This window comes from Sinomicrobium endophyticum (assembly GCF_052983315.1).
The window spans coordinates 25,081-47,709 of record NZ_JBRKIS010000040.1 but is presented as its reverse complement, the minus strand read 5'-3'; the positions used below and the strand labels follow the sequence as shown (position 1 = coordinate 47,709).

The following is a 22,629-nucleotide window of genomic DNA, read 5'->3' as shown; positions in this document are numbered from 1 at the left end:
TTTGTGATTTTTTTCCTCTTTTTCAGGAAAAATGAAAAAAATACATCTCCGGTCTTGCCCGTTTCAAATTTATAATTACTTTAGCAGCGTCAAATAGAATAAACAAATGGCTCACACTATTTATAACTGGAACTTTTATTTCTTCTTCTTTTACTTTTTTAAAGGGAGAACGGGACAGTTATAGGTTATTTTGAGCAAAAATATATGACGAGTCCCGGATTTTCCGGGACTTTTTTTTGGCCTTAAAACTCGTAATAACAAAAAATATGCAGGTAATTACAGCAGCATGAATAAGATAGTAGCCATACAGGGAATTAAAGGGTCTTTTCACCACCAGGTGGCAAGAGAATATTTCAGCAACGATACGGATATTCTGGAATGCCTTTCTTTCGACAGTTTAGTAGACAGCCTTCTGGACAAGACCGCAAACAGTGCTGTCATGGCCATTGAAAATTCCATCGCAGGCTCTATCATTCCCAACTATGCGTTGATAGATAGTAACCAACTGCACATTATCGGGGAGCATTATGTGAACATACACCACAACCTGATGGCATTGCCCGGCCAGGGACTGGAAGACATCCTGGAAGTTTATTCCCACCCTATGGCCTTGTTACAGTGCAAAAAATTCTTCAAGCAATATCCGCACATCAAGCTGGTGGAAGACGCCGATACGGCAGAAACGGCGCGAAGGATCCGGCAAAACGGATTGAAGGGAATAGGCGCGATAGCCAGTAAAACTGCTGCCGAACTTTTCGATATGCAGATTCTGGCAGAAAATATCCAGACCATTCAGGACAATTCTACCCGTTTTGTCATCGTACAGACAAAGAATTCCGTATTGCCCGAAGAAGAAATAAACAAGGCATCGATAAAATTCAAGACCGATCACAAACGCGGAAGCCTGGCAACCGTACTTAATGTAATGAGCGATTGCCGGTTGAACCTCACCAAAATACAATCCCTTCCGGTTATCGAAACCCCCTGGAAATATTCCTTTTTCGTCGATGTTACTTTTGAGAAGTACGACGATTTCAAAAAGGCAAAATCCCTTTTAGAGATCATGACGGAAGATTTTAAAATACTCGGCGAATACAAAAATGTAAAACTATGATTGAGGTAGCCAAAAGGTTAAATACGGTAGAAGAATACTACTTTTCCAGGAAATTGCGGGAAGTGAGACAGCTTATGGCTGAAGGCAAGCCGGTTATTAATATGGGTATAGGAAGTCCGGACCTGCATCCTGCCCCCGAAGTGATAAAGGCGCTCCGCGATTCCGTAGACGATGCCTTGGCACACCAGTACCAAAGCTACCAGGGATTGCCCGAACTGCGCGAAGGCGTAAAGGATTTTTACAAAGAAAAGTTCGGGGTTACGCTGGACAGGGATACGGAGATACTGCCGCTTATGGGATCCAAGGAAGGTATTATGCACATCTCTATGGCCTTTTTAAACGAAGGCGATGAGGTGCTGATCCCCGATCCCGGTTATCCTACCTATACTTCGGTGACCAAACTGATAGGTGCCGTGCCGAGATATTACGACCTGACCGAAAGTAACGGATGGCTACCCGACCTGGATGCCCTGCAAAAACAAGGGCTTTCCAAGGTGAAAATGATGTGGCTCAACTATCCGCATATGCCTACCGGAACCAACGGTACCAGGGAGTTATACGAAGAATTGGTGGCTTTCGCCAGGAGGAATAATATTCTTCTGGTGAATGATAATCCATACAGCTTTGTTCTCAATGACAGCCCGGCGAGTATTTTGCGGGTAGAAGGCGCCAAAGAAGTAGCCCTGGAACTCAATTCCCTGAGCAAAACTTTTAACATGGCCGGTTGGCGTGTGGGCATGGTGATGGGGAATGACAAGAACATCAATGCCGTGCTCAAGGTAAAAAGCAATATGGACAGCGGTATGTTTTACGGGATTCAGAAAGGGGCTGTAGCGGCACTCCGTTGCTCGGAGGAATGGTATTCTGGTATCAATGAAGTATACGGGGAGAGAAGAGAACTTATGTACCGGCTTATCGGAAAACTGGGATGTACATATGACACCAATGCGGTAGGTATGTTCGTATGGGCCAAATTGCCTGCGGATGTTGTTTCGGCGGAAGCTTTTATCGATGAGATACTGTACGACAAAAGCATATTTATTACCCCCGGAACTATTTTCGGGAAGAATGGCGAAGGTTATATCCGCTTTTCCCTGTGTACTCCGAAAGAAAAGATACAGGAAGCGATAGACCGTATATAAAAGAGAAGGAGAACGCCTTCGGTAAAGATAAATAAATGTAAAATGACAAATGTATTTGTAATAGGGCTCGGACTGATAGGAGGATCTTTCGCACTCGATATCAAATCGGTATACGAAAAAGCGGAGATCTACGGTGTCGATACCAACGATGCCCACCTGGTACAGGCCCTGGAGCTGGGACTGATCGATAAAAAAGCCAGGCTGGAAGATGTGGAAAAGGCAGATGTCGTTATCGTGGCCGTTCCCGTAAATACCAGTCTGAAGCTGTTACCCGAGGTGCTGGACCTGGTCCGGGACGATGCCGTGGTGTTCGATGCGGGCTCTACCAAATCGCTGATATGCGAAGCCGTAGCCGGTCATCCGAAACGACGGAATTTCCTCGCGGCTCATCCTATTGCGGGGACCGAATTTTCAGGACCTTCCGCCGCCCTTACAGGATTGTACAGGGACAAGGTGAATATTATATGTGAAGTGGAAAAAACAGCATTCAAACTACAGGAAAAAGCATTGAAACTGTTTACCGATATAGGAATGCGTATCCGTTATATGGACCCGGCATCACATGACAGGCATATAGCCTACGTGTCCCATTTGTCACATATAAGCTCTTTTATGTTGGGAAAGACGGTTATTGAAAAAGAAAAGAATGAACGCGATATTTTTGACATGGCCGGAAGTGGATTTGAAAGCACCGTGCGTCTTGCCAAGAGTTCACCGGCCATGTGGGCGCCGATTTTTGAACAGAACAAAGCGAATGTTGTCGAAACCCTTGAAGAGTACATCGCCAATTTGCAACAGTTTCTGGACCTGATGAAAAAGGGAGAATTCAATGCCATTTACAGTGAAATGGAGAATACCAACAGGATAAAAGAAATCCTGAAAGGGATCAATGTCCCCACCCAATAACGGGATATCCATATCCCGTAGAGACATACGGCAGTATGTCTCAGTAAGGAAATAAAGAATGTTTACAACAAAAAAATAAAGAACCAAAACTGGAATTTACAAATTAAAAAAGATCATGGAAAATTCGAAAGAGATGAGGGGATGGCTGGATAACCTGCAACTGGATCACCCTCTGGTAATTGCCGGGCCCTGTAGTGCCGAAACAGAAGAACAGGTATTGAAAATAGCGCATGAGCTGAAAGATACCGATGTTACCTATTTTCGTGCCGGAATATGGAAGCCGCGTACACGTCCGGGCAATTTTGAGGGAGTAGGGGCACTGGGACTGAAATGGTTACAAAAAGCCAAAGAAGAAACCGGGATGCTCACAGCAACGGAAGTAGCCAATGCGGCCCACGTAAAACTGGCGCTGGAGCACGATATTGACCTGTTGTGGATAGGCGCAAGGTCTACCGTAAGCCCTTTTATCGTTCAGGAAATAGCCGATGCGCTTAAAGGAACAGATAAGGTAGTGCTGGTAAAAAACCCGGTAAATCCCGACCTGTCTTTGTGGCTTGGAGGTATAGAACGTCTGTACTCTTCCGACATTAAAAAGCTGGGAGTAATTCACAGAGGGTTCTCCACTTACGAAAAAACCAAGTACAGGAACATTCCCGAATGGCAGCTTGCTATCGAATTACAAAACAGATTTCCGGATCTTCCCCTTATCTGCGACCCGTCGCATATAACCGGTAAACGGGATATGATCTTTGATGTGGCACAGACCGCACTGGACCTGAATTATGACGGGTTGATGATAGAAACACATAACGATCCGGACAACGCATGGAGTGATGCATCACAACAGGTTACCCCCCAAAGACTTGTTCGGATCATGCAGGATCTCAAAATAAGAAAAGAGAGCGATGCGGAGGCCGATTACAACAACAAACTGGGAATGCTCCGTGCACAGATAGATGTTATAGACAACGGCCTTATCGATACCCTCGGGAAGCGAATGAAAATATCCGATGAGATAGGATCCCTGAAAAAACAGAAGAACGTTGCCGTTTTGCAAAGCAAACGATGGAATGAAATTCTGGGAAGAATGATACTCGAAGGCCAGGAAAAAGGATTAAGCGAGGAATTTATCCTGAAAATGTTCAAGGCTATTCACCAGGAATCTATTAATCACCAGGAAAAGATATTAAAAGCGTAAATTTGTAGACTATACAAATTTTCGTAATTAATATTTAGGGAGTGTCCGGAAATGTGAAAATTCAGTTATCTGTAATCCGGACCGGTGGAAAGGGGGCAGAGACCGTTATATTATTTTTCCGGACACTTCTTTTTTAGCCTATGACAGGAATAGTTTACAAATCAACCGGCAGCTGGTATACGGTAAAGACCGACGACGGACAGGTGTTCGATTGCAGGATCAAAGGGAAATTCCGTATTAAAGGAATAAAAAGCACCAATCCTGTCGCCGTTGGTGATGTGGTGGACTTTGACCGGGAATCGGACAGCAATGCCGATACCGGGGTCATCACCCATATTCACGACCGGAAGAACTATATCGTTCGCAAGTCCGTAAACCTATCCAAGCAAAAACACATCATAGCCGCAAATATCGACCAGGTATTTTTGCTGGTTACCCTGAAAAATCCACTGACATTAACCACTTTTATCGACCGTTTTCTCGTTACGGCCAAGGCTTATGACATAGAAGCCATATTGCTTTTCCACAAAGCCGATCAGTATGACGAAGAAGAACTCCTGGAAGTGAAATATCTTGCCGCCATGTATCGTCAGGTAGGTTATGAATGTATAGGTGTATCTGCCGTAACCGGTAAAAATGTAGATAAGGTAAAAGAACGAATGCAGGGAAAAGTAAGTATGTTTTCCGGGCATTCCGGTGTAGGCAAATCCACCCTGGTCAATGCTATTGAACCGGAGCTGAATTTAAAAACCGCCGAAATTTCCGGACAACATAAGCAGGGGCAGCACACCACTACATTTGCCGAAATGTTCGATCTCGATTTCGGGGCCAGAATCATAGATACTCCGGGGATCAAAGGATTTGGTATCATAGATATGGAAAAAGAGGAGATAGGCGATTATTTCCCCGAGTTTTTTGCCAGGAAAGGAAAGTGCAGGTTTAACAATTGCCTGCATGTCGATGAGCCGCATTGTGCCGTAAAACAAGCCCTGGAAGACGGTGAAATTCCCTGGAGCAGGTATAAAAGCTATCTTCAGATACTGGAAGGAGAAGATGAAAATTATCGTACCGATATTTACGGAGAAGAGAATAAAACTTAAGCAGTTTCTAATCCGGTAAGGTGAGAATGTGAGAGGGTGAGAATGTGAGAGGGTGAGAAGGTGACCATGAGGTAAAGGAGTTTTGGGAATGAGAGGATAGGGAATATAAAGATGATCGGGAGACCTGGAACCCGGTGGCTTCGATACATTCCGGCGGAGCCGGAACACTCAGTCACCTACGCTCTATGCCCAAACCTGAAACCTGGAACCTGAAACCTGGAACCTGAAACCTGGAACCTGAAACCTGAAACCTGGAACCTGAAACCTGGAACCTGGAACCTGAAACCCGGAACCTGAAACCCGGAACTATTTATAATTTTATGATGCGTTTGCCCTGATCGGGTACGTAATAAATAACGTTTTTTAAGAATACCAATATGCGTGCAGTAATACAGCGTGTCAATGAGGCAAGTGTCTCCATAGACAGCAAAGTAAAATCTTCTATTCGGAGTGGACTTCTTATTTTATTGGGTATTGAAAATGCAGATACTACCGAAGACATCATCTGGCTATCCGGAAAAATAGCAAATCTTCGCATTTTTAACGATGAAAACGGCGTAATGAACAGGTCTGTCCTGGAAACGGACGGGGATGTCATTGTAGTGAGCCAGTTTACCCTGCATGCTTCGACAAAGAAAGGAAATCGTCCTTCATACCTAAAAGCAGCACGGCCTGAGATTTCCATCCCCCTCTACGAGACTTTTGTGAAGCAAATGAAAAAAGATATCGGTAAAGAGGTAGGCACCGGGGAATTCGGTGCAGACATGAAAGTGAGCCTTATCAATGACGGACCGGTTACCATTGTCATAGATACCAAAAACAGGGAATAAACTTTTTAAAGTTTTTCCTCTCCATCAAAAAACAATTAAACGGTCTCTGAATAAAAGCAGGTAATTTTTCCGGGCAGTGAAAGAGGTTTCTGCTTTTTACCCGGTAGAGTAAGCTTTTACGGAAAAACGTATTAATCTCTCCCCTGATTTTTCTATTTTTAGAAAAAATTAATAAATACAGGATGTCAAAAAATATGAATATCTATACTTTTTTTCTTCTTTGTTTTTTCTCTTGTTCCCTCACCGTAAAAGCACAGGTAAGTAAATACCAGGCCCTGTTATTGGACAAAGAGCTTACCGAAAACGCGGATGCGGTAGTTCGCCTGGAGGAATGCCAGGTAGAAATAAAGTCGCAAAAAGATATGGTAATTACACAGAAACGGATCGTTACCGTGTTCAATAAACAAGGGAATAAATATGTCCGGGCTTCCGTAGGTTATGATAACAGCAGAAAAGTAAAAAGCCTCGGGGCGCTGGTTTTCGATGCTTTCGGTAAGGAGATAAGCAAATTCCGTAAAAAAGACTTTAAAGATGTCAGTGCTGTAATCCGGGGGACGCTGTATTCGGATCACAGAATCCTTTATCTCGATTATGTGCCTGTCACGTATCCCTATACGGTGGAATTCACCTATGAAGTACACACCCCTAACACCGGGGTCATTCCTTCCTGGTATTTCCTGGATGGCTATAATGTGAGTACCCGGGAGAGCCGCTATAGTTTATTATACGATAAAAACCGGTTCCGTCTCAGGTTCAAAGGAAAGCATCTGGAGGAATATGGTATCCAAAAAGAGGAAACATCACAAGGGATTGAATTTCTCGGGAAATCCATAAAAGCGGTAAAAGAGGAAAGCCTAAGCCCTGCATTTACAGAATTTGCTCCCAAATTAATGGTTGCCGTCGATAAATTTCATATGAACGGTTATGACGGGGAAGCGGAGAACTGGGAGCAGTTAGGCCGTTGGATATACAAAGATCTCCTGCAAGGCAGGGACAAAATACCCGAAACTACCGCCACAAAAATAAAAGCTTTGGTTGCCGGAGTGGAAGATCCCCTGGAACGGGCTGAAATAGTGTATAAATATGTGCAGGACAATACCCGTTATATAAGTGTTCAGGTAGGTATAGGCGGTTTGCAGCCCATTATGGCTGCCGAAGTAGACAAGGTAAAGTACGGCGACTGTAAAGGATTGTCCAACTATACTAAGGGCCTCCTGGACGTTGCCGGGGTAAAGTCGTACTATACACATGTAGAAGCCGGAGATGATAAAATAGGTTTCGAACCGGATTTTGCCTCCCTGGCACAGGGCAACCATGCTATCCTGGCCATTCCGGACAACGATAAATATGTCTGGATCGATTGTACAAGCCAGATACACCCTTTTGGTTTTATAGGAGATTTTACCGACGACAGGGATGTACTGGTAATGAAACCCGAAGGGGGAGAAGTCGTGAAAACCGTAGCATATATGGATGAACAGAACTACCAGGAGACCTTTGCCGAATATACCCTGGATACCGAAGGGATATTACGTGGAGACATCCGGATGGTCACCGGGGGAGTTCAGTACGACCAGAGAGCATACCTGGACAGACAAACGGATGAAGACATTATCAAGAGATATAAGCATTACTGGAATACGGTAAACAATCTCAAGGTTAATAAGTACGGGTTTAACAATGATAAGAAGAAAGTAGAATTTACCGAAGAAGTACAGGTAGAAGCTTCCGGCTATGCTTCCGGAAGCGGTCACAGGCTTCTCTTTGTTGTCAATGCATTCAACCGTAACGACTTTGTTCCGGACCGTTACCGGAACAGAAAACTGCCTTTTGAGATCAACAGGGGATTTCTGGACAAAGATGAATTTACGGTGCATCTGCCGGAGGGATATGAAGTAGAAGCCATCCCGGGAAAAGTGTCCCTGCAAAACCACTTCGGGGAATATAGTATGGAAGTAGAACAAACGGACGATGACACACTTTTATACAAGAGAAAGTTAACCATCCGCAAAGGGGCATATCCTAAAGAAGAATACGATGCGTACAGGGATTTCCGGAAGGAAGTGGCACGTGCGGATCGATCGAAAGTAGTATTGTTAAAACAGTAACCACCGCACAAAAACACAAAACTCACCGACATGAAAAGAATTTTACTCTATGTGATTTTACTGGGGATGTTTCCTTTGAACCGGGCTTTGGCCCAGAATTACAAGTTCGGGAAAGTATCCGAAGCAGAACTGGAAGAAAAAGTTTACCCACAGGATTCATCCGCCAATGCCGCCATATTGTATAAAAAAATGAGAGTGTATTACCGCTATAACAACCATAGCGGTTTTGTATTGATTACAGATGTACAGGAACGTATAAAACTCTATAACCAGGAAGGGTTTGACTATGCCACGAAAAAGATCATGTATTACACCCCGAGTAGCGGAAATGAAGAAAAGGTAACAGCACTGAAGGCCGTTACCTATAACCTGAACAACGGGAAGATAGAAGAAACCAAACTGAAAAAGAGTGACATTTTTGATGAAAAAGAATCCCGTTACTGGAGCAGCACCAAATTTACCATGCCCGATATCCGGCCGGGTTCCGTTATAGAATATGAGTATACCATAACCTCTCCTTTCCTGTCCAACATAGATGAAATAGCCCTGCAATATGAACTGCCGGTACGGAAAATAGAAGTACAGGTGGAAAGTCCGGAGTATTTTGTTTTCAAACCGTTGATGAAAGGGTACTACCCGTTTCAGATAGGTTCGGAAACCAAGAGGGAATCCATCAACTTTACCAATAAAGTACGATCCGGCGGCGGATTTACCTCTACCCAGACAAGTTATGAGAGTAACAAAGTGGATTACACCACCAATATTTCCAAAATAGACCTGGAAAATGTGCCTGCCCTGAAAGAAGAACCCTATGTAAACAATATCAACAACTACAGATCGGGCATAAAGTACGAATTGCAATACGTAAAATTTCCCAATTCCTCCATAGATTATTACTCCACAACATGGACAGACGTAGCCAAAAGTATTTACGATAACCCGTCTTTCGGAAGTGAAGTGAAAAAGACGGGATATTTTGAAAACGACATCAACTCCCTTCTTGAAGGAGTGTCCAACCCTTTGCAGAAAACAACGCTTATTTTTCAATACGTCAAAAACAGGATGGACTGGAACGGCTATTTCGGTTATTATTGCAATGATGGCGTACGAAAAGCGTATAAAGAGAAAACAGGCAATGTAGCGGAGATCAATTTAATGTTGACTGCGATGCTTCGCTATGCCGGCCTGGATGCCAATCCCGTTCTGGTGAGTACCCGATCCCATGGTGTACCGCTCTTTCCCACCCGCGAAGGATTTAATTATGTAGTCAGTGCCGTTTCCCTGGAGGGCGGCCACGTGTTGCTCGACGGTACCGCTAAGTTCAGTACTCCCGGTATGCTGCCTCCCAGGGCACATAACTGGATGGGAAGGCTGATACAAAAAGATGGCACTTCCGAAGAGATCAGCCTTACGCCGAAAGAGATGTCCAAAGAACTCATATCCGTAAATTATGATATTACGGAAGAGGGGATAGCAGAAGGAATGATCAGAAAGCAATTTACCGATCATCACGCATTGTCGTTTCGTCAAAAATACTATACTACGGACGAAGAGCAATATCTGGAAGATTTGGAAAACGTATACAACGGCATGGAAATATCCGGGTACAAACTGGAAAATAAAGACGATATAACCAAACCCATAGTAGAAACTTTTAGCTTTTCCAAAGAAAATGCCTGTGACCGTATAGCAGATAAAGTGTATCTTTCGCCTATGTTATTTTTTGCTACGGAAGAAAATCCGTTCAAGCTGGATAATCGGGAGTATCCCATAGATTTTTCATATCCCTGGGCGGATAAATACATTATCAATATCCACATTCCTTCCGGGTATAAAACAGAAATACTTCCAGAGCCATCCAGGTTGATATTACCCGACAATCTCGGTTCCTTTATGTTTAATATAAACGAGGCGGGAGACATAATACAGGTTATGGTACAGACAGAGATGAACTCCGCAATATTACCGTCGGTATATTACGGAGCCGTCAAGGAATTTTTCAAACAACTTGTGGAAAAAGAGACAGAAAAAATAGTTTTAACCAAAATATGATCATGGATATAAAGAACGCCCAACTGGAAGTAGATACATGGATAAAAGAGCATGGAGTACGTTATTTTAATGAATTGACCAATATGGCGCAGCTCACCGAAGAAGTGGGAGAAGTAGCCCGCATTATAGCAAGGAGATACGGAGAGCAGAGCGAGAAAGAAAGCGACAAAGAGAAAGACCTGGGAGAAGAACTGGCCGATGTGGTCTTTGTGGTCCTTTGCCTGGCCAACCAGACCGGTATAGACCTGCAGGCGGCCTTTGATAAAAAGATGGACAAAAAGACCAAACGAGACCATGACCGCCATCACAATAACGAAAAATTAAAATAAAATCACAATACATGTAGAAACGCACGGCCTCTGTGGATACACACGGCCGTGCGTCTACAAAGAGATAGTCTAAAAATCCGATGAACATTAAAATTTTCAATTCCGAGAGCAGGATAACCGGAGATATACGGATCACCGGGTCCAAGAGCGAATCCAACCGTTTGTTGCTGTTGCAGGCCCTGTATCCGCAGATAAAAATTGAGAACCTTTCCAATTCGGACGATTCCGGTGTCATGCAAAAAGCACTGGCTTCCGGTTCGGAAGTAGCGGATATTCATCATGCAGGTACAGCCATGCGGTTTCTCACCGCATTTTTTGCAACCAGGGAAGGCGGGGAAGTAACCCTTACCGGCTCTAAGAGAATGACAGAGAGACCTATAAAAATACTTGTAGATGCCCTGAAACAACTCGGAGCGGAAATAGAATACGTGGCAGAAGAAGGTTACCCGCCCCTGAAAATAAAGGGAAAGCAACTGGAGAAAAACAAGGTGTCTCTACGGGCCAATGTGAGCAGCCAGTATATATCCGCGCTTTTACTGGTAGCGCCAAAATTGAAAAACGGACTCGAACTTACCCTGGAAGGAAAGATCACCTCCGTACCTTACATAAAAATGACACTGGCATTGCTCGGCGAAATAGGGGTGGAACATTCTTTTGAAGGAAATGTTATCCGGATTCTTCCCAAAGAAGAGATTACTCCTGTTACCCTTACAGTGGAATCGGACTGGAGTTCGGCATCCTATTTTTACAGTATTGCCGCCATGTGCGAAGAAGGAACGGAAATATCCCTTTCCGCCTATAAAAAGTCCAGCCTTCAGGGCGATAGCGTACTGGCGGAACTCTATAAGAGTTTTGGCGTGGAAACCATCTTTAACGCAAACACCGTAACGTTACGGAAAAAAGAAAGCGATATAGCAGGAAATATCCGTTTTGACCTGGCCAATGCCCCGGATATAGCCCAGACCATAGCGGTAACCTGTTTCGGTATGGGGCTTGGATGCCATTTGACGGGGCTTCATACCCTGAAGATCAAAGAGACCGACAGGCTCGAAGCTTTAAAGACCGAATTGTCCAAACTGGGCGCATCCATAAAAGTGACAGATGCCGAACTGTTCCTCGAACCTTCCGTATCCATTAACAAAAACATAGCCATCCCTACATATAACGATCATCGTATGGCTATGGCTTTTGCCCCGCTTGGACTGAAAGTGCCCGTTATCATCGAAGAAGCTGAGGTGGTGAGCAAATCCTACCCGGATTTCTGGAAAGATCTGGTAAAACTACACTTTCAGGCAGAAGCGATATGAAAATTCTGTAAAGACGGGCAGGAGTCCGTCTTTACATACATCCTAAACACCCCGAAAAATGATCACCGATACCGTCAGAAATTCGCTTAGCAAAGCTCTTCGGACCGAAATACGAAATGCAATCCAGCTTTCCGGGGGAGACATCAATGAGGTATACCTGTTGGATACCGCTTCGGGAAAATTTGTTGTAAAGCTCAACAGCGATTCCCGTTATCCGGGGATGTTCCCGGCGGAAGTAGAAGGATTAGGAGTTCTGAGCAGGTCCGGTGCCATGCATATTCCGGCAGTTATAGCCAATGGAAAAGAAGGGGACGAAGCTTACCTGGTACTGGAACATATGGAAGCGGGAACCCCCGCCCCGAATTTCTGGCACGTGTTCGGGAGACAGCTGGCCGCATTACACGGGAATACTTCAGACAGGTTCGGCTTTGAAAATTCTAATTATATAGGCAGTTTACCCCAGTATAACGAACGGTGTGAAAATGCTGCGGAGTTTTATATTACCCAGCGGTTACAGCCCCAGTTTCGTATGGCATACGACCAGGGGTACCGCTTTCATACCGATACCCTGTACAAAAACCTGGAAACCGTAATCCCGGATGAACGCCCGGCATTGGTACACGGAGACCTGTGGAATGGTAATTACCTGGTATGCAGGGACGGTAATCCCTGCCTTATAGACCCTGCCGTTGCATTTGCCCATCGGGAGACCGATATTGCCATGATGCACCTTTTCGGAGGATTTCCACAAGCAGTTACGGATGCCTATAACGAGGTTTTTCCACTTGGCAAAGGCTGGGAGGAGCGCCTGGACATTTGGCAATTGTATTATTTACTGGTACATCTCAACCTTTTCGGTTCCGGGTATCAACTGGGAGTACGCCGGATCATAGATAAATATTCCTGAGGTTTTCAGGTGTTTCCGGAGGGGAAGTGCCTGTCCTCCAAATAAATTTGGTCATTTCCTTGACAACCCCTGTCCGGGGGTCGTATATTTGCAGCTTCGTAAAAAATACAGAACTAACGAATCCCGGGGCAAGGCGGGAGGAGAGTGCACCGGTTATAGGTGTAAAAAAATAAAACACATGAAGTTATCTCATTTTAATTTTGATCTTCCGAAAGAATTACTGGCAGAATATCCTTCTGAAAACAGGGATGAAGCCCGGTTGATGGTGGTAAACCGAAAAAACGGTACCATAGAGCACAAGATGTTCAAAGATCTCATCGACTATTTTGGTGAAGGCGATGTAATGGTACTGAACAATACCAAGGTGTTCCCGGCCCGTCTGTACGGTAATAAGGAAAAGACCGGTGCCAGGATAGAAGTGTTCCTGCTCCGCGAACTTAATGAAGAACAGCGTTTGTGGGATGTTCTTGTGGACCCTGCAAGGAAGATCCGTATAGGGAACAAGCTCTATTTCGGGGATGATGAAAGCCTGGTGGCAGAGGTTATAGACAATACGACATCCAGGGGGCGTACCCTGCGTTTTCTCTATGACGGTTCGTACGAAGATTTCAGGGAAAAACTGAAGGAACTAGGGGAAACCCCGCTTCCGAAATATATCAAAAGAGAAGTAGAACCCGAAGACGAAGAGCGTTACCAGACTATTTACGCCAAGTATGAAGGAGCAGTAGCAGCACCTACCGCAGGGCTGCATTTTTCTAAACACCTGTTAAAACGTCTGGAGATAAAAGGGGCAAAATTTGCCGAAGTAACCCTTCACGTAGGGCTCGGTACCTTTAACCCCGTAGAAGTGGAAGACCTCTCCAAACACAAAATGGACAGTGAGGAATTGCTTATTCCGGAAGAAGCTACAAGAGTGGTCAACCAAGCCAAGCACAATAAGAAGAGAGTTTGTGCCGTGGGAACAACCGTAATGCGTGCACTGGAAAGTTCCGTGTCTTCCGAAAGATTGCTGAACTCTTACGAAGGATGGACGAATAAGTTTATCTTCCCTCCGTATGATTTCAGTATTGCAGATTGTATGGTGACCAATTTCCACACGCCGAAATCCACATTACTGATGATGGTTTCTGCCTTTGCAGGTCACGACCTGATCAAAAAGGCGTATGAAGAAGCGGTAAAAGAAAAATATAAATTCTATTCCTACGGGGATGCCATGCTTATACTGTAAGCGTCTGTTGCAGATGTAACATCAGAATCCCGGATCCCGGAACATATTTAAAATGTACGGGATCCGGGATTTATGGTTTACAGGTGTGTTCGGAAAACGAGGCTTCGATACATTCCGGGCTGTGCCCGGAACACTCAGAGACTTCCGCTCATGGCTTAAACCTGAAACCCGGTGGCTTCGATACAACAGCCTGCGGCTGTCACTCAGTCACCTGATGAACCCAAACCAAACCAAACCAAACCTGGAACCTGGAACTGAAACCTGAAACCTGAAACCTGAAACCTGGAACCTGGAACCTGGAACCTGGAACCTGGAACCTGGAACCTGAAACCAGTAAAGTTCATTACCTTTGTACCCATATGCAGGCAGTAAAAAGAGACATACGAGCCCTTAGTAAGGAACAGCTTCGCGATTTTTTTGCAGACCGGGGCGATAAGGCCTTTCGGGGTAACCAGGTCTACGAATGGCTTTGGAGCAAGGGCGTACATTCTTTTGAAGGAATGACAAACCTCTCCAAAGATATCCGGCAGATGCTGGAAGATCACTTTGTGATCAATCATATAGAAGTAGACCGTATGCAACGCAGTAATGACGGTACCATTAAAAACGCCATACGTCTGCATGACGGCCTTATCGTAGAATCCGTACTCATACCTACAGATACGCGTACTACTGCCTGTGTATCCAGTCAGGTGGGATGCAGCCTGGACTGTAAGTTCTGTGCCACCGCACGCCTGAAACGCATGCGTAACCTGAATCCCGATGAGATCTATGACCAGGTGGTAGCCATAGACAACGAAAGCCGTTTGTACTATGGCAGGCCATTGAGTAATATCGTTTTCATGGGCATGGGAGAACCTCTTATGAATTACAACAATGTATTAAAAGCCATTGAGAAGATCACTTCTCCCGAAGGCCTTGGCATGTCTCCCAGGCGGATCATTGTTTCTACTTCCGGTGTTCCGAAAATGATCCGGAAACTGGCGGATGATGAGGTGAAATTCAAACTTGCCGTTTCCCTGCATTCGGCCATAGAAGAGGTACGTACGTCTATCATGCCTTTTAACGAACATTTCCCCTTACAGGAACTCCGGGAAGCCCTGGAATACTGGTATCAGAAAACCAAAAGCAGGATCACGTACGAATATGTCGTATGGGGAGGTATTAACGACAAAAGAAAAGATGCCGAAGCCTTGGCCCGGTTTTGTCGTTTCGCGCCTTCCAAGGTAAACATTATAGAATATAACCCAATAGGAGACGAAAAATTTGCCCAGGCCGACCCTGCCGCATTGGAACTTTACCGTGAAGTACTGGAAGAAAACGGAATTACCGTTACCATCCGTCGCTCACGGGGAAAAGATATAGATGCTGCCTGCGGGCAACTGGCCAATAAATCCTGATAGAAGTAAAGTCAGGTCATATATCCGGATATTTTCGGGCATCCAGGATACATTTCCCCACGTTAGCGATAAACTCCTTTGTGTATTCTGCCGTAGGGTCCAGGTTCGGATCCAGGATAGTGATTTCCATGCCGACAGCTTTTTCGTGGGCCAGTAGTTTTTCCAGGATGTGATCCAGTTCCGCGTACGTGAGTCCGTCCTTTGCCCGGCTGTCTACCGCCGGCATGATAATATCATCGAGGACATCCGCATCTACATGGATAAAATAGCCGTCCAGGTTATTTTCCTCAACCATTTGAAGGAATTCATTGGTACACTGTTCCGTTCCCTTTTCCTGCAAGTCCTCAAGGTCGTAGTAATGGATGTCGGATTCCAGTATAGGAGCCACATAATCCACTTTGTATTCCCGGTTGCCTACAGACCATACGTTTTCTTCTTTAAAATAAGGCTTTAATCCGTTTATATCCGTCAGTTTCGGGTGTCCGTACCCGGTTATCACAGCGAGGTCCATACCGGCAAGTCCGCCGGTTTGCGACAGTTCCGGCAACATAAAATCCGTATGCCCGTCCAGGTAAAACAAGCCGTAATTCCCCTTTTTTTTCAGGGCCATGGCACTACCCATCACAATGCTGCAATCGCCGCCCAGGATAACGGGGAATGGCCCCTCGTCAAAAACTTTTTCCAGTAATTCCGCCTGTTGTTTGGCATAACGGATTATGGTTCCCGTATTCCGGACCCCCGCATCTTTATCCATTTTCATAGAATAGGGAGGAGGTGCCAGCGAATAGATGTTTTGAGGCTTTATCAGATCATAAAAACCGTTTTCCCGAAGCCAGTCCGGTAAATTCCGGACCCCCGGTTCGACTCCCGGCTCAGGCTCTTTTAGTCCCAGATTGGATGGAAATTCGATAATATTGATATTGTGATTCATGGTGAGAAAATATATGTTGAATATCGATAAATATACAGAATATATAGGGAACATCCATAAGAAAGCCGGACTTATCCCCACATACGCCAGCCGGAATCTTTCTATCCCGATGTACATCAGTTTTTTAGATTTACCGAAAATCTTGTAATAAAAATAATACACTTTTTGTGGATTTGGACAAAATATGGCTATCTTTACTTTATAAAACACAAAAAACCATTAGTGATGAAAAAGATTGTTTTAGTGATTATGGCCGTTGCAGGTATGTCGTTTTACGGTAATGCCCAGTCCCTTCATTTCGGAGCAAAAGGAGGGGTTAACTTTGCAGATCTGAGCGATGTCAGCGGAAGCGGTAGAACAGGATACCACATAGGTTTACTGGCAGAGATAGGCTTTAGCCAATTTGCTATACAACCCGAGGTTATTTATTCCGCACAAGGAGTAGATGATCTGGAATTGGACTACCTGAATATCCCGATACTGGCCAAGTATTACGTTATACCCAATCTGAGCATTGAAGCCGGCCCGCAATTCGGATTTAATGTTAAAGATGATGACTTCCCGGATAGTTTCGGGGATATTAAAACCCTGGATATGGGAGGCGCAGTTGGTGTAGGATACAAATTTGGCAGCCTTTTTGCACAGGCGAGATATAACTTCGGATTCAGCGATATAGCAGATAATGTATCCGCTAAAAACTCCGTATTCCAATTGTCTGTGGGGTATCTTTTCTTTTAAGTAAGAAACGAGATAAAAATAAAATCTGAAAAAGCGAAAGTTGTTCAACTTTCGCTTTTTTTATACCTTCTGCTTGCCCTATGGGAAAACAGGTTTTTGGAATGTAGTATGGATTTGGTTTGGCTATAAAGCATCAGGGATAAAGATAATTGGCACCCGCTATATCGCCCGAGGACAAGCCGTTGCGCTGGTAGCTGTACGTAGAGCCATTCCGTCTGGTAATGGTAGGTTGCCCGTTTCGGGAGAAGAAATACGGCCCGTACATCATAATGGACCCGAAATCAAAGCTTCCCACGTCCGCCCCGGTAGAGGTGCGGGTGGTGTATTTGTAGAAATTATGGGCCTTACCGCTTTCTATGTTATTCTCGTGAATGATAACATGATTGTCCCTGTCTTTCCTGGTCTGTTCGTGAAAAAAGCCTATGGCATGCCCGATTTCATGGATGGTATTACCCGTAGAACATCCGGACCCGACACTTATGGTCTGTCTTCCACCTCTTTTTCCTATGTAAGAAGAACATCCCCCGTTATCCGTGAATTCTATATAGTCGGTCTGGTTTGTCCGCTGTGTAAATCTCAGTTTTGTACGGGCTTCCCAATGTGCAATGGCATCTGTTACCCTGTTTTTACGCGGTAAGTTTGGGTTAATGGTATACGGTATCCTGGCATTATTCCATCGCTTGCTTTGCGCTGCTTCCAGGGCAACGGCTTGTATGTCCTCCGGTGTATTACGGTTTGCGTTTTGTACCTTTAATTTATCGAAAGCTTTGTTATAATCGTCCAAAGTCTTCTGGTCAATGATAATATCCCCGTCTAAAATAAACTCGTTTCCGTGCTTTACTACCGTAAGTTCCTGGTGAAGGTAGTTGATGGTCACTATTTCGCCTTCGTAGCCGGGATATGCCTCTTCGGGCTTAGCAGCGTTGTGCATGTTTTCTTTACCGGGAGCCAGAGACATTTCGTCTTCTTTTGTACAACCCGACAGGAACAGGACAGAAGTTAAAAACAATGCGGGAAATACACCCGTCTTTTTTGGGAAAGATAGCAAAGGTCTTTTCATGTTATGTAATGATTTGAGTTAAGAAAGAATTTATGTGACAATAAAAATAGGATATTATTGCGTAATAATTTGTATTTTAATAAGAATATTCATCTTTATGTTGTGGTAAGGCAATGTCATTAATAGATGTGAAATGTAGGCCATAATTTATTCTAAGCTTGAGCGAAAGGTTTACGGAAGGACGATATAAAGGTGATGTATAAGCGTTACCCCGGGGTACAGGACAGATAATTTCCAGAGTGTTTCAGGTGCACTCACGGCATATCCGTACTCTGATGGAGTCCGGGTTTGTTCAGGAAAACATTTTTTTACAATCTTAAATAAAAATATACTTTATATTAGCCCCGTTAATTTTAAAATTCATCAATATGAAAAAATTATTACTTATTGCCGTAATGGCCCTTGGTTTTGTATTTAGTGCTGCTGCACAGGATGTTACCTTCGGAGTAAAGGCGGGTTTGAACTTTTCGAATATTAAAACAAATATTGATAATTGGGGAAGCAGCTCACCGGATGGTAAAACCGGGTTTTATATCGGTGGACTTGTGGATTTCGGAATTTCCGAAAAATTTCATATTCAGCCCGAAGCCCTTTTTTCCAATGAAGGGTTTAAGGACGGAGATCTTTCTTATATAAACATTCCGGTGCTGGCCAAATTCTATGTGGTGGAAGGCTTTAATATACAGGCTGGTCCACAATTAGGAATATTAGTAGATGCGGATGGTGGAACGGAAGGTTTTAATACAACAAATTTCAGTTTGAGTTTTGGAGCTGGATATGAACTGCCCGGAGGTTTCTTTTTTGACGCCAGGTACAGTTTAGGGTTAACTGATATAACAGAGATTGACGATATATATATCGGAGATTTAATTTTCTCTGGTGTAGATATAAAAACCAGAAATTTCCAGGTAGGTTTCGGTTACAGATTTTAGATAACAACCTTTTTTAGAAAGAGAAATAACGGGGATCCGAAAGGGTCCCCGTTTTTTTATGTCCGGATATCGGTGATTGACAGCTAAAAGGGCATAGTGACATAACCTGACACTGCTTTATTTTATTAACAAAGTGTTAGATTAAAAAATAAAACCTGCCTTTTTTTCAGGTTTATGCAGATATGTCGGTCTTTTCCTATTTATTTTTGGTGTACAGAAATTTGTGTAAAAATGTTAAAAAAATATTCAAACACAAATAAGTTATTGTTTTTTAGTATATTACGTGTTTTGACTTTGCAGTTTCTGCTGTGTTTTTGTTGATTCGGACAAAATTCAGCACGTTCCTTGCGGGTATAAAAACAAATATAAATAATAACTATAAAACTTTATCAAATGAAAGTTCTAGTAATTGGCGCCGGAAACATGGGGCTAACTTATGCCCAGGGAATGGCCCAATCAGACTTATTAAAGAAAAAGGACCTATTGATTTTAGACAGTGCACGGGAGAAAACCGATGAGCTGCGGAAAAACGACGAGTTTGACGTTTACGAAAAAATTGAGGATTGTTTGCCCCAGGCGGACATTGTGTTCATCGCGGTAAAACCATATAACAGCGATGCGCTTTTTGAAGCCATTAAAGAACACAAAAAGCCGGGACAGATCTTTATCTCTATTATGGCCGGTGTAACCATCAAAACCATGCAGGAAGCTATGGGTATTAAAAAGGTGGTACGTGCCATGCCTAACCTGGCGGCAAAAGTAGGACACGGATTTACCTCCTTTACCGCATCCAAGCAGGTTTCCAGGCTGGAATTGCTTACCGTAGAAAGCCTTATCGATACTACGGGAAGATCCATACTCCTGGCTACCGAAATGGAAGTAGACAAATCAACCGGGATCTCCGGATCGGGTCCCGCTTACATATTCTATTTTATGCAGTCCATGATGGAGGCTGCCGTGAAAATGGGATTTTCCCAGAAAGATGCCCGCCTTATGGTGGCCCAGACCTTCCAGGGAGCAGTGGAGCTGTTCAACAGCTCCGATCTCGACCCCACCGCATGGATGGATAGAGTGGCTTCCAAGGGAGGAACTACCCGCGCAGCCTTGGATTCTATGGAAGAAAACAATGTAAAAGAGCTTATTAAGGACGCGGCACATGCTGCTTTCGAGAGAGCAGTGCAGCTGGGTAAAGAAAACAATAAGGAATATGTATAAAAAAAGAATAGTAGTTAAGGTAGGTACTAATGTAATGATCAATAAAGACAATCGCATTGTACAGCCTATCTTAAAAAAACTGGTAGACCAGATCGCCGAACTGTACGAACAGGATATTATGACCGTACTGGTCAGTTCCGGTTCGGCCAACGCAGGACGGGAGATACTGGGAGATAGTGAAATTAAGAACAAATCTATTCGAAGACAGGTGTATTCCGCTATAGGACAACCGAGGATGATGCGCTATTACTATAGCCTTTTCCACGATTACGGGATGCGGTGTGCACAGGTGCTGGCCACGAAAAGGGATTTTAATCCCGGAGAGCACCGCAAGAACATGATCAACTGTTACGAAGGGCTGATGTCCGAAGGAGTAATACCCATTGCTAACGAGGACGATGCCGTTTCGGTAACACATTCCATGTTCTCTGACAACGATGAGCTCGCAAGCCTCATCGCCGAGCTTATCCATGCGGATATGTTTATCATTCTTACCGATATAGACGGTTTCTATACCGGTCACCCTGATAATGATGATTCCGAACTGATCTCCGAAGTTAAAGTAGATCAGAAAGTAGAGCAGTATATTGAGGAAACGGATAAGGGGGAAACCTCCGGTCGTGGTGGTATGGCATCCAAACTGAAGATAGCCAAGGATACCGCGGCCAAAAATATCCCTACGTATATTGCCAACGGTAAAAAAGACCGTATTATCCTCGATATAGTAGAAGGAAAAGACGTGGGGACCCGGATCGTGGAATAAAGAACAGTCGGAAGTCAGGAATCCGAAGTCAGAAGTATTGTGTATGAATTAACTTCACTTCTGACTTCGTACTCCGAGCTTCGGACCCCAAAAAACAAAGACAATGAAACTATTAGCAAAAGATATAAAAAACAACGTCCTGAAATCCATGGAACGCATATTGGATGAAGAACGTGAAGCCATTATAGCGGCGAATAAAAAGGACCTCGATTCCTTTGACAGTTCGGATCGTGCCATGTACGACAGGCTGGTGGTCAACCAGGCTAAAGTAGACGGTATGATCCAGGCGGTAAAAGAAGTCAGGGAACAGGACGATCCCGTAGGAAAACTGAAATCGTCCCGGGAACTGGATAACGGGTTGAAAATATTGAACAAGACAGCCCCATTCGGTACCATAATGATTATTTACGAGTCCCGTCCTGATGTGACTATAGAAGCAGCCGTTCTGGCCTTTAAAGCCAATAATAAAATACTGCTCAAAGGAGGTAAGGAAGCCTGGAACAGTAATAAAAAACTGGAAGAGTTCTGGCACAAGGCGCTGAAAGAAAACGGGCTGGAACCCGAAGCCTGGATCCGGTTGCTGAACATGAACCGCCAGGAAACCCAGGAATTCCTGAAAAATCCGCCCGAAAAACTGGACCTTATCGTACCCCGTGGAGGGGAAAGGCTCATTAAGTTCGTAAAAGACCACGCGCAATGTGCCGTACTGATAAGCGGACGGGGAAATAATTTCCTGTATATTAATAAAGATGCGGACTGGAACAAGGCCCTTCAGGTAATTGTCAATGCCAAAACCCACAAAATATCCGCGTGTAACGCATTGGATAAGATCCTGGTGGACAAAAATATTCCCGGGTATGAGGACAAGGTAAAAGAACTGGCAAAGGAATTACACGAAAACTCCGTGGAACTTCTTGCGGATACCGATATAAAGAAAATACTTCCGGATGCTTCTCCGGTAAGCGAAGAATCTGTCTGGTATGAAGAATTCCTCGCGCTGAAAGCAGTAATCGGAGCCGTAGATAATGTAGAAGAAGCCATAGATCGGATTAACAAGTACTCCGGCGGACATTCCGCTTGTGTACTTACGGAAGATGACGATGTTGCCCTTGCCTTTATGGAACAGGTAGACAGCGCGGCAGTATACCAGAATGCTTCCACCCGTTTTACCGACGGGGGGCAGATGGGTGTAGGAGCCGAGCTGGCTATAAGTACGGATAAATTACATCACAGGGGCCCATTGGGACTGGAACAACTGGTAACAAATAAATATTACGTATACGGTGATGGCCAGATCCGTATATAGGTGATGTTTTATAGTTGGTGATAGCCCCGGAAGTTTTACAAAATCTTCCGGGGTTGTTTTTTT

20 protein-coding genes are annotated in these 22,629 nt (G+C 44.2%); 18 read left to right on the top strand and 2 right to left on the bottom strand.

The features are described from left to right. Positions 1-286: 286 nt before the first annotated feature. From ACVBDU_RS15070 to rlmN, 13 genes are all read left to right on the top strand, one after another. Entirely contained in the window at positions 287-1,114 is an 828-nt protein-coding gene (locus ACVBDU_RS15070) for a prephenate dehydratase (RefSeq protein ID WP_447180564.1), read from the top strand. Next, a complete protein-coding gene (locus tag ACVBDU_RS15065; RefSeq protein ID WP_447180563.1) occupies positions 1,111-2,256 on the top strand; it encodes a pyridoxal phosphate-dependent aminotransferase in 1,146 nt (381 codons plus the stop codon). The genes ACVBDU_RS15070 and ACVBDU_RS15065 overlap by 4 nt, the downstream gene beginning before the upstream one ends. Before the next feature lie 42 nt (positions 2,257-2,298). Next, positions 2,299-3,162 (top strand): prephenate dehydrogenase, encoded by an 864-nt coding sequence (locus tag ACVBDU_RS15060; protein WP_447180562.1) that lies wholly within the window; start codon positions 2,299-2,301, stop codon positions 3,160-3,162. Positions 3,163-3,277: 115 nt separating this feature from the next. Next, on the top strand, positions 3,278-4,360 hold the full coding sequence (locus ACVBDU_RS15055) for a chorismate mutase (protein WP_447180561.1): 1,083 nt from the start codon (positions 3,278-3,280) through the stop codon (positions 4,358-4,360). Between the two features lie 140 nt (positions 4,361-4,500). Further along, positions 4,501-5,460 carry a ribosome small subunit-dependent GTPase A gene (gene rsgA / locus ACVBDU_RS15050; protein ID WP_447180560.1) on the top strand — a complete coding sequence of 320 codons (960 nt, stop codon included), beginning with the start codon at positions 4,501-4,503 and terminating at the stop codon, positions 5,458-5,460. A 377-nt stretch (positions 5,461-5,837) separates the two neighbouring features. Next, on the top strand, positions 5,838-6,290 hold the full coding sequence (gene dtd, locus ACVBDU_RS15045; protein ID WP_447180559.1) for a D-aminoacyl-tRNA deacylase: 453 nt from the start codon (positions 5,838-5,840) through the stop codon (positions 6,288-6,290). Positions 6,291-6,484: 194 nt separating this feature from the next. Further along, entirely contained in the window at positions 6,485-8,398 is a 1,914-nt protein-coding gene (locus ACVBDU_RS15040) for a DUF3857 domain-containing protein (RefSeq protein WP_447180558.1), read from the top strand. 30 nt (positions 8,399-8,428) lie between these two features. Next, entirely contained in the window at positions 8,429-10,450 is a 2,022-nt protein-coding gene (locus tag ACVBDU_RS15035; protein ID WP_447180557.1) for a transglutaminase family protein, read from the top strand. Positions 10,451-10,452: 2 nt separating this feature from the next. Continuing rightward, complete coding sequence (locus ACVBDU_RS15030; protein WP_447176273.1) at positions 10,453-10,779, top strand: nucleotide pyrophosphohydrolase; 327 nt, start codon at positions 10,453-10,455, stop codon at positions 10,777-10,779. Between the two features lie 80 nt (positions 10,780-10,859). Continuing rightward, positions 10,860-12,086, top strand: coding sequence for a 3-phosphoshikimate 1-carboxyvinyltransferase (locus ACVBDU_RS15025; protein WP_447180556.1), 1,227 nt, complete (start codon positions 10,860-10,862; stop codon positions 12,084-12,086). Between the two features lie 58 nt (positions 12,087-12,144). Then, on the top strand, positions 12,145-12,993 hold the full coding sequence (locus ACVBDU_RS15020) for a fructosamine kinase family protein (RefSeq protein WP_447180555.1): 849 nt from the start codon (positions 12,145-12,147) through the stop codon (positions 12,991-12,993). Between the two features lie 178 nt (positions 12,994-13,171). Further along, positions 13,172-14,221 carry a tRNA preQ1(34) S-adenosylmethionine ribosyltransferase-isomerase QueA gene (queA, locus tag ACVBDU_RS15015; RefSeq protein ID WP_447180554.1) on the top strand — a complete coding sequence of 350 codons (1,050 nt, stop codon included), beginning with the start codon at positions 13,172-13,174 and terminating at the stop codon, positions 14,219-14,221. Between the two features lie 359 nt (positions 14,222-14,580). Next, the gene (gene rlmN / locus ACVBDU_RS15010) at positions 14,581-15,621 is read left to right on the top strand and encodes a dual-specificity RNA methyltransferase RlmN (protein ID WP_447180553.1); all 1,041 of its coding nucleotides are present in this window, start codon (positions 14,581-14,583) and stop codon (positions 15,619-15,621) included. A 16-nt stretch (positions 15,622-15,637) separates the two neighbouring features. Here rlmN and ACVBDU_RS15005 read toward each other — a convergent pair whose 3' ends face one another. Beyond that, positions 15,638-16,552, bottom strand: coding sequence for an arginase family protein (locus tag ACVBDU_RS15005; RefSeq protein ID WP_447180552.1), 915 nt, complete (start codon positions 16,550-16,552; stop codon positions 15,638-15,640). 225 nt (positions 16,553-16,777) lie between these two features. Here ACVBDU_RS15005 and ACVBDU_RS15000 point away from each other — a divergent pair, with 225 nt between their 5' ends. Next, a complete protein-coding gene (locus ACVBDU_RS15000) occupies positions 16,778-17,290 on the top strand; it encodes a porin family protein (protein ID WP_447180551.1) in 513 nt (170 codons plus the stop codon). Between the two features lie 133 nt (positions 17,291-17,423). Here the strand turns inward: ACVBDU_RS15000 and ACVBDU_RS14995 are convergent, their stop codons facing one another. Further along, a complete protein-coding gene (locus ACVBDU_RS14995; RefSeq protein ID WP_447180550.1) occupies positions 17,424-18,350 on the bottom strand; it encodes a M12 family metallopeptidase in 927 nt (308 codons plus the stop codon). A 368-nt stretch (positions 18,351-18,718) separates the two neighbouring features. Here ACVBDU_RS14995 and ACVBDU_RS14990 point away from each other — a divergent pair, with 368 nt between their 5' ends. The 4 genes from ACVBDU_RS14990 (at position 18,719) to ACVBDU_RS14975 (ending at position 22,566) form a co-directional block, all read left to right on the top strand. Next, positions 18,719-19,282 carry a porin family protein gene (locus tag ACVBDU_RS14990; protein ID WP_447180549.1) on the top strand — a complete coding sequence of 188 codons (564 nt, stop codon included), beginning with the start codon at positions 18,719-18,721 and terminating at the stop codon, positions 19,280-19,282. 393 nt (positions 19,283-19,675) lie between these two features. Beyond that, complete coding sequence (gene proC / locus ACVBDU_RS14985) at positions 19,676-20,497, top strand: pyrroline-5-carboxylate reductase (protein WP_447180548.1); 822 nt, start codon at positions 19,676-19,678, stop codon at positions 20,495-20,497. Continuing rightward, positions 20,490-21,260 (top strand): glutamate 5-kinase, encoded by a 771-nt coding sequence (gene proB / locus ACVBDU_RS14980; RefSeq protein ID WP_447180547.1) that lies wholly within the window; start codon positions 20,490-20,492, stop codon positions 21,258-21,260. The genes proC and proB overlap by 8 nt, the downstream gene beginning before the upstream one ends. Positions 21,261-21,363: 103 nt before the next feature. Next, complete coding sequence (locus ACVBDU_RS14975) at positions 21,364-22,566, top strand: glutamate-5-semialdehyde dehydrogenase (protein ID WP_447180546.1); 1,203 nt, start codon at positions 21,364-21,366, stop codon at positions 22,564-22,566. Positions 22,567-22,629 lie beyond the last annotated feature (63 nt).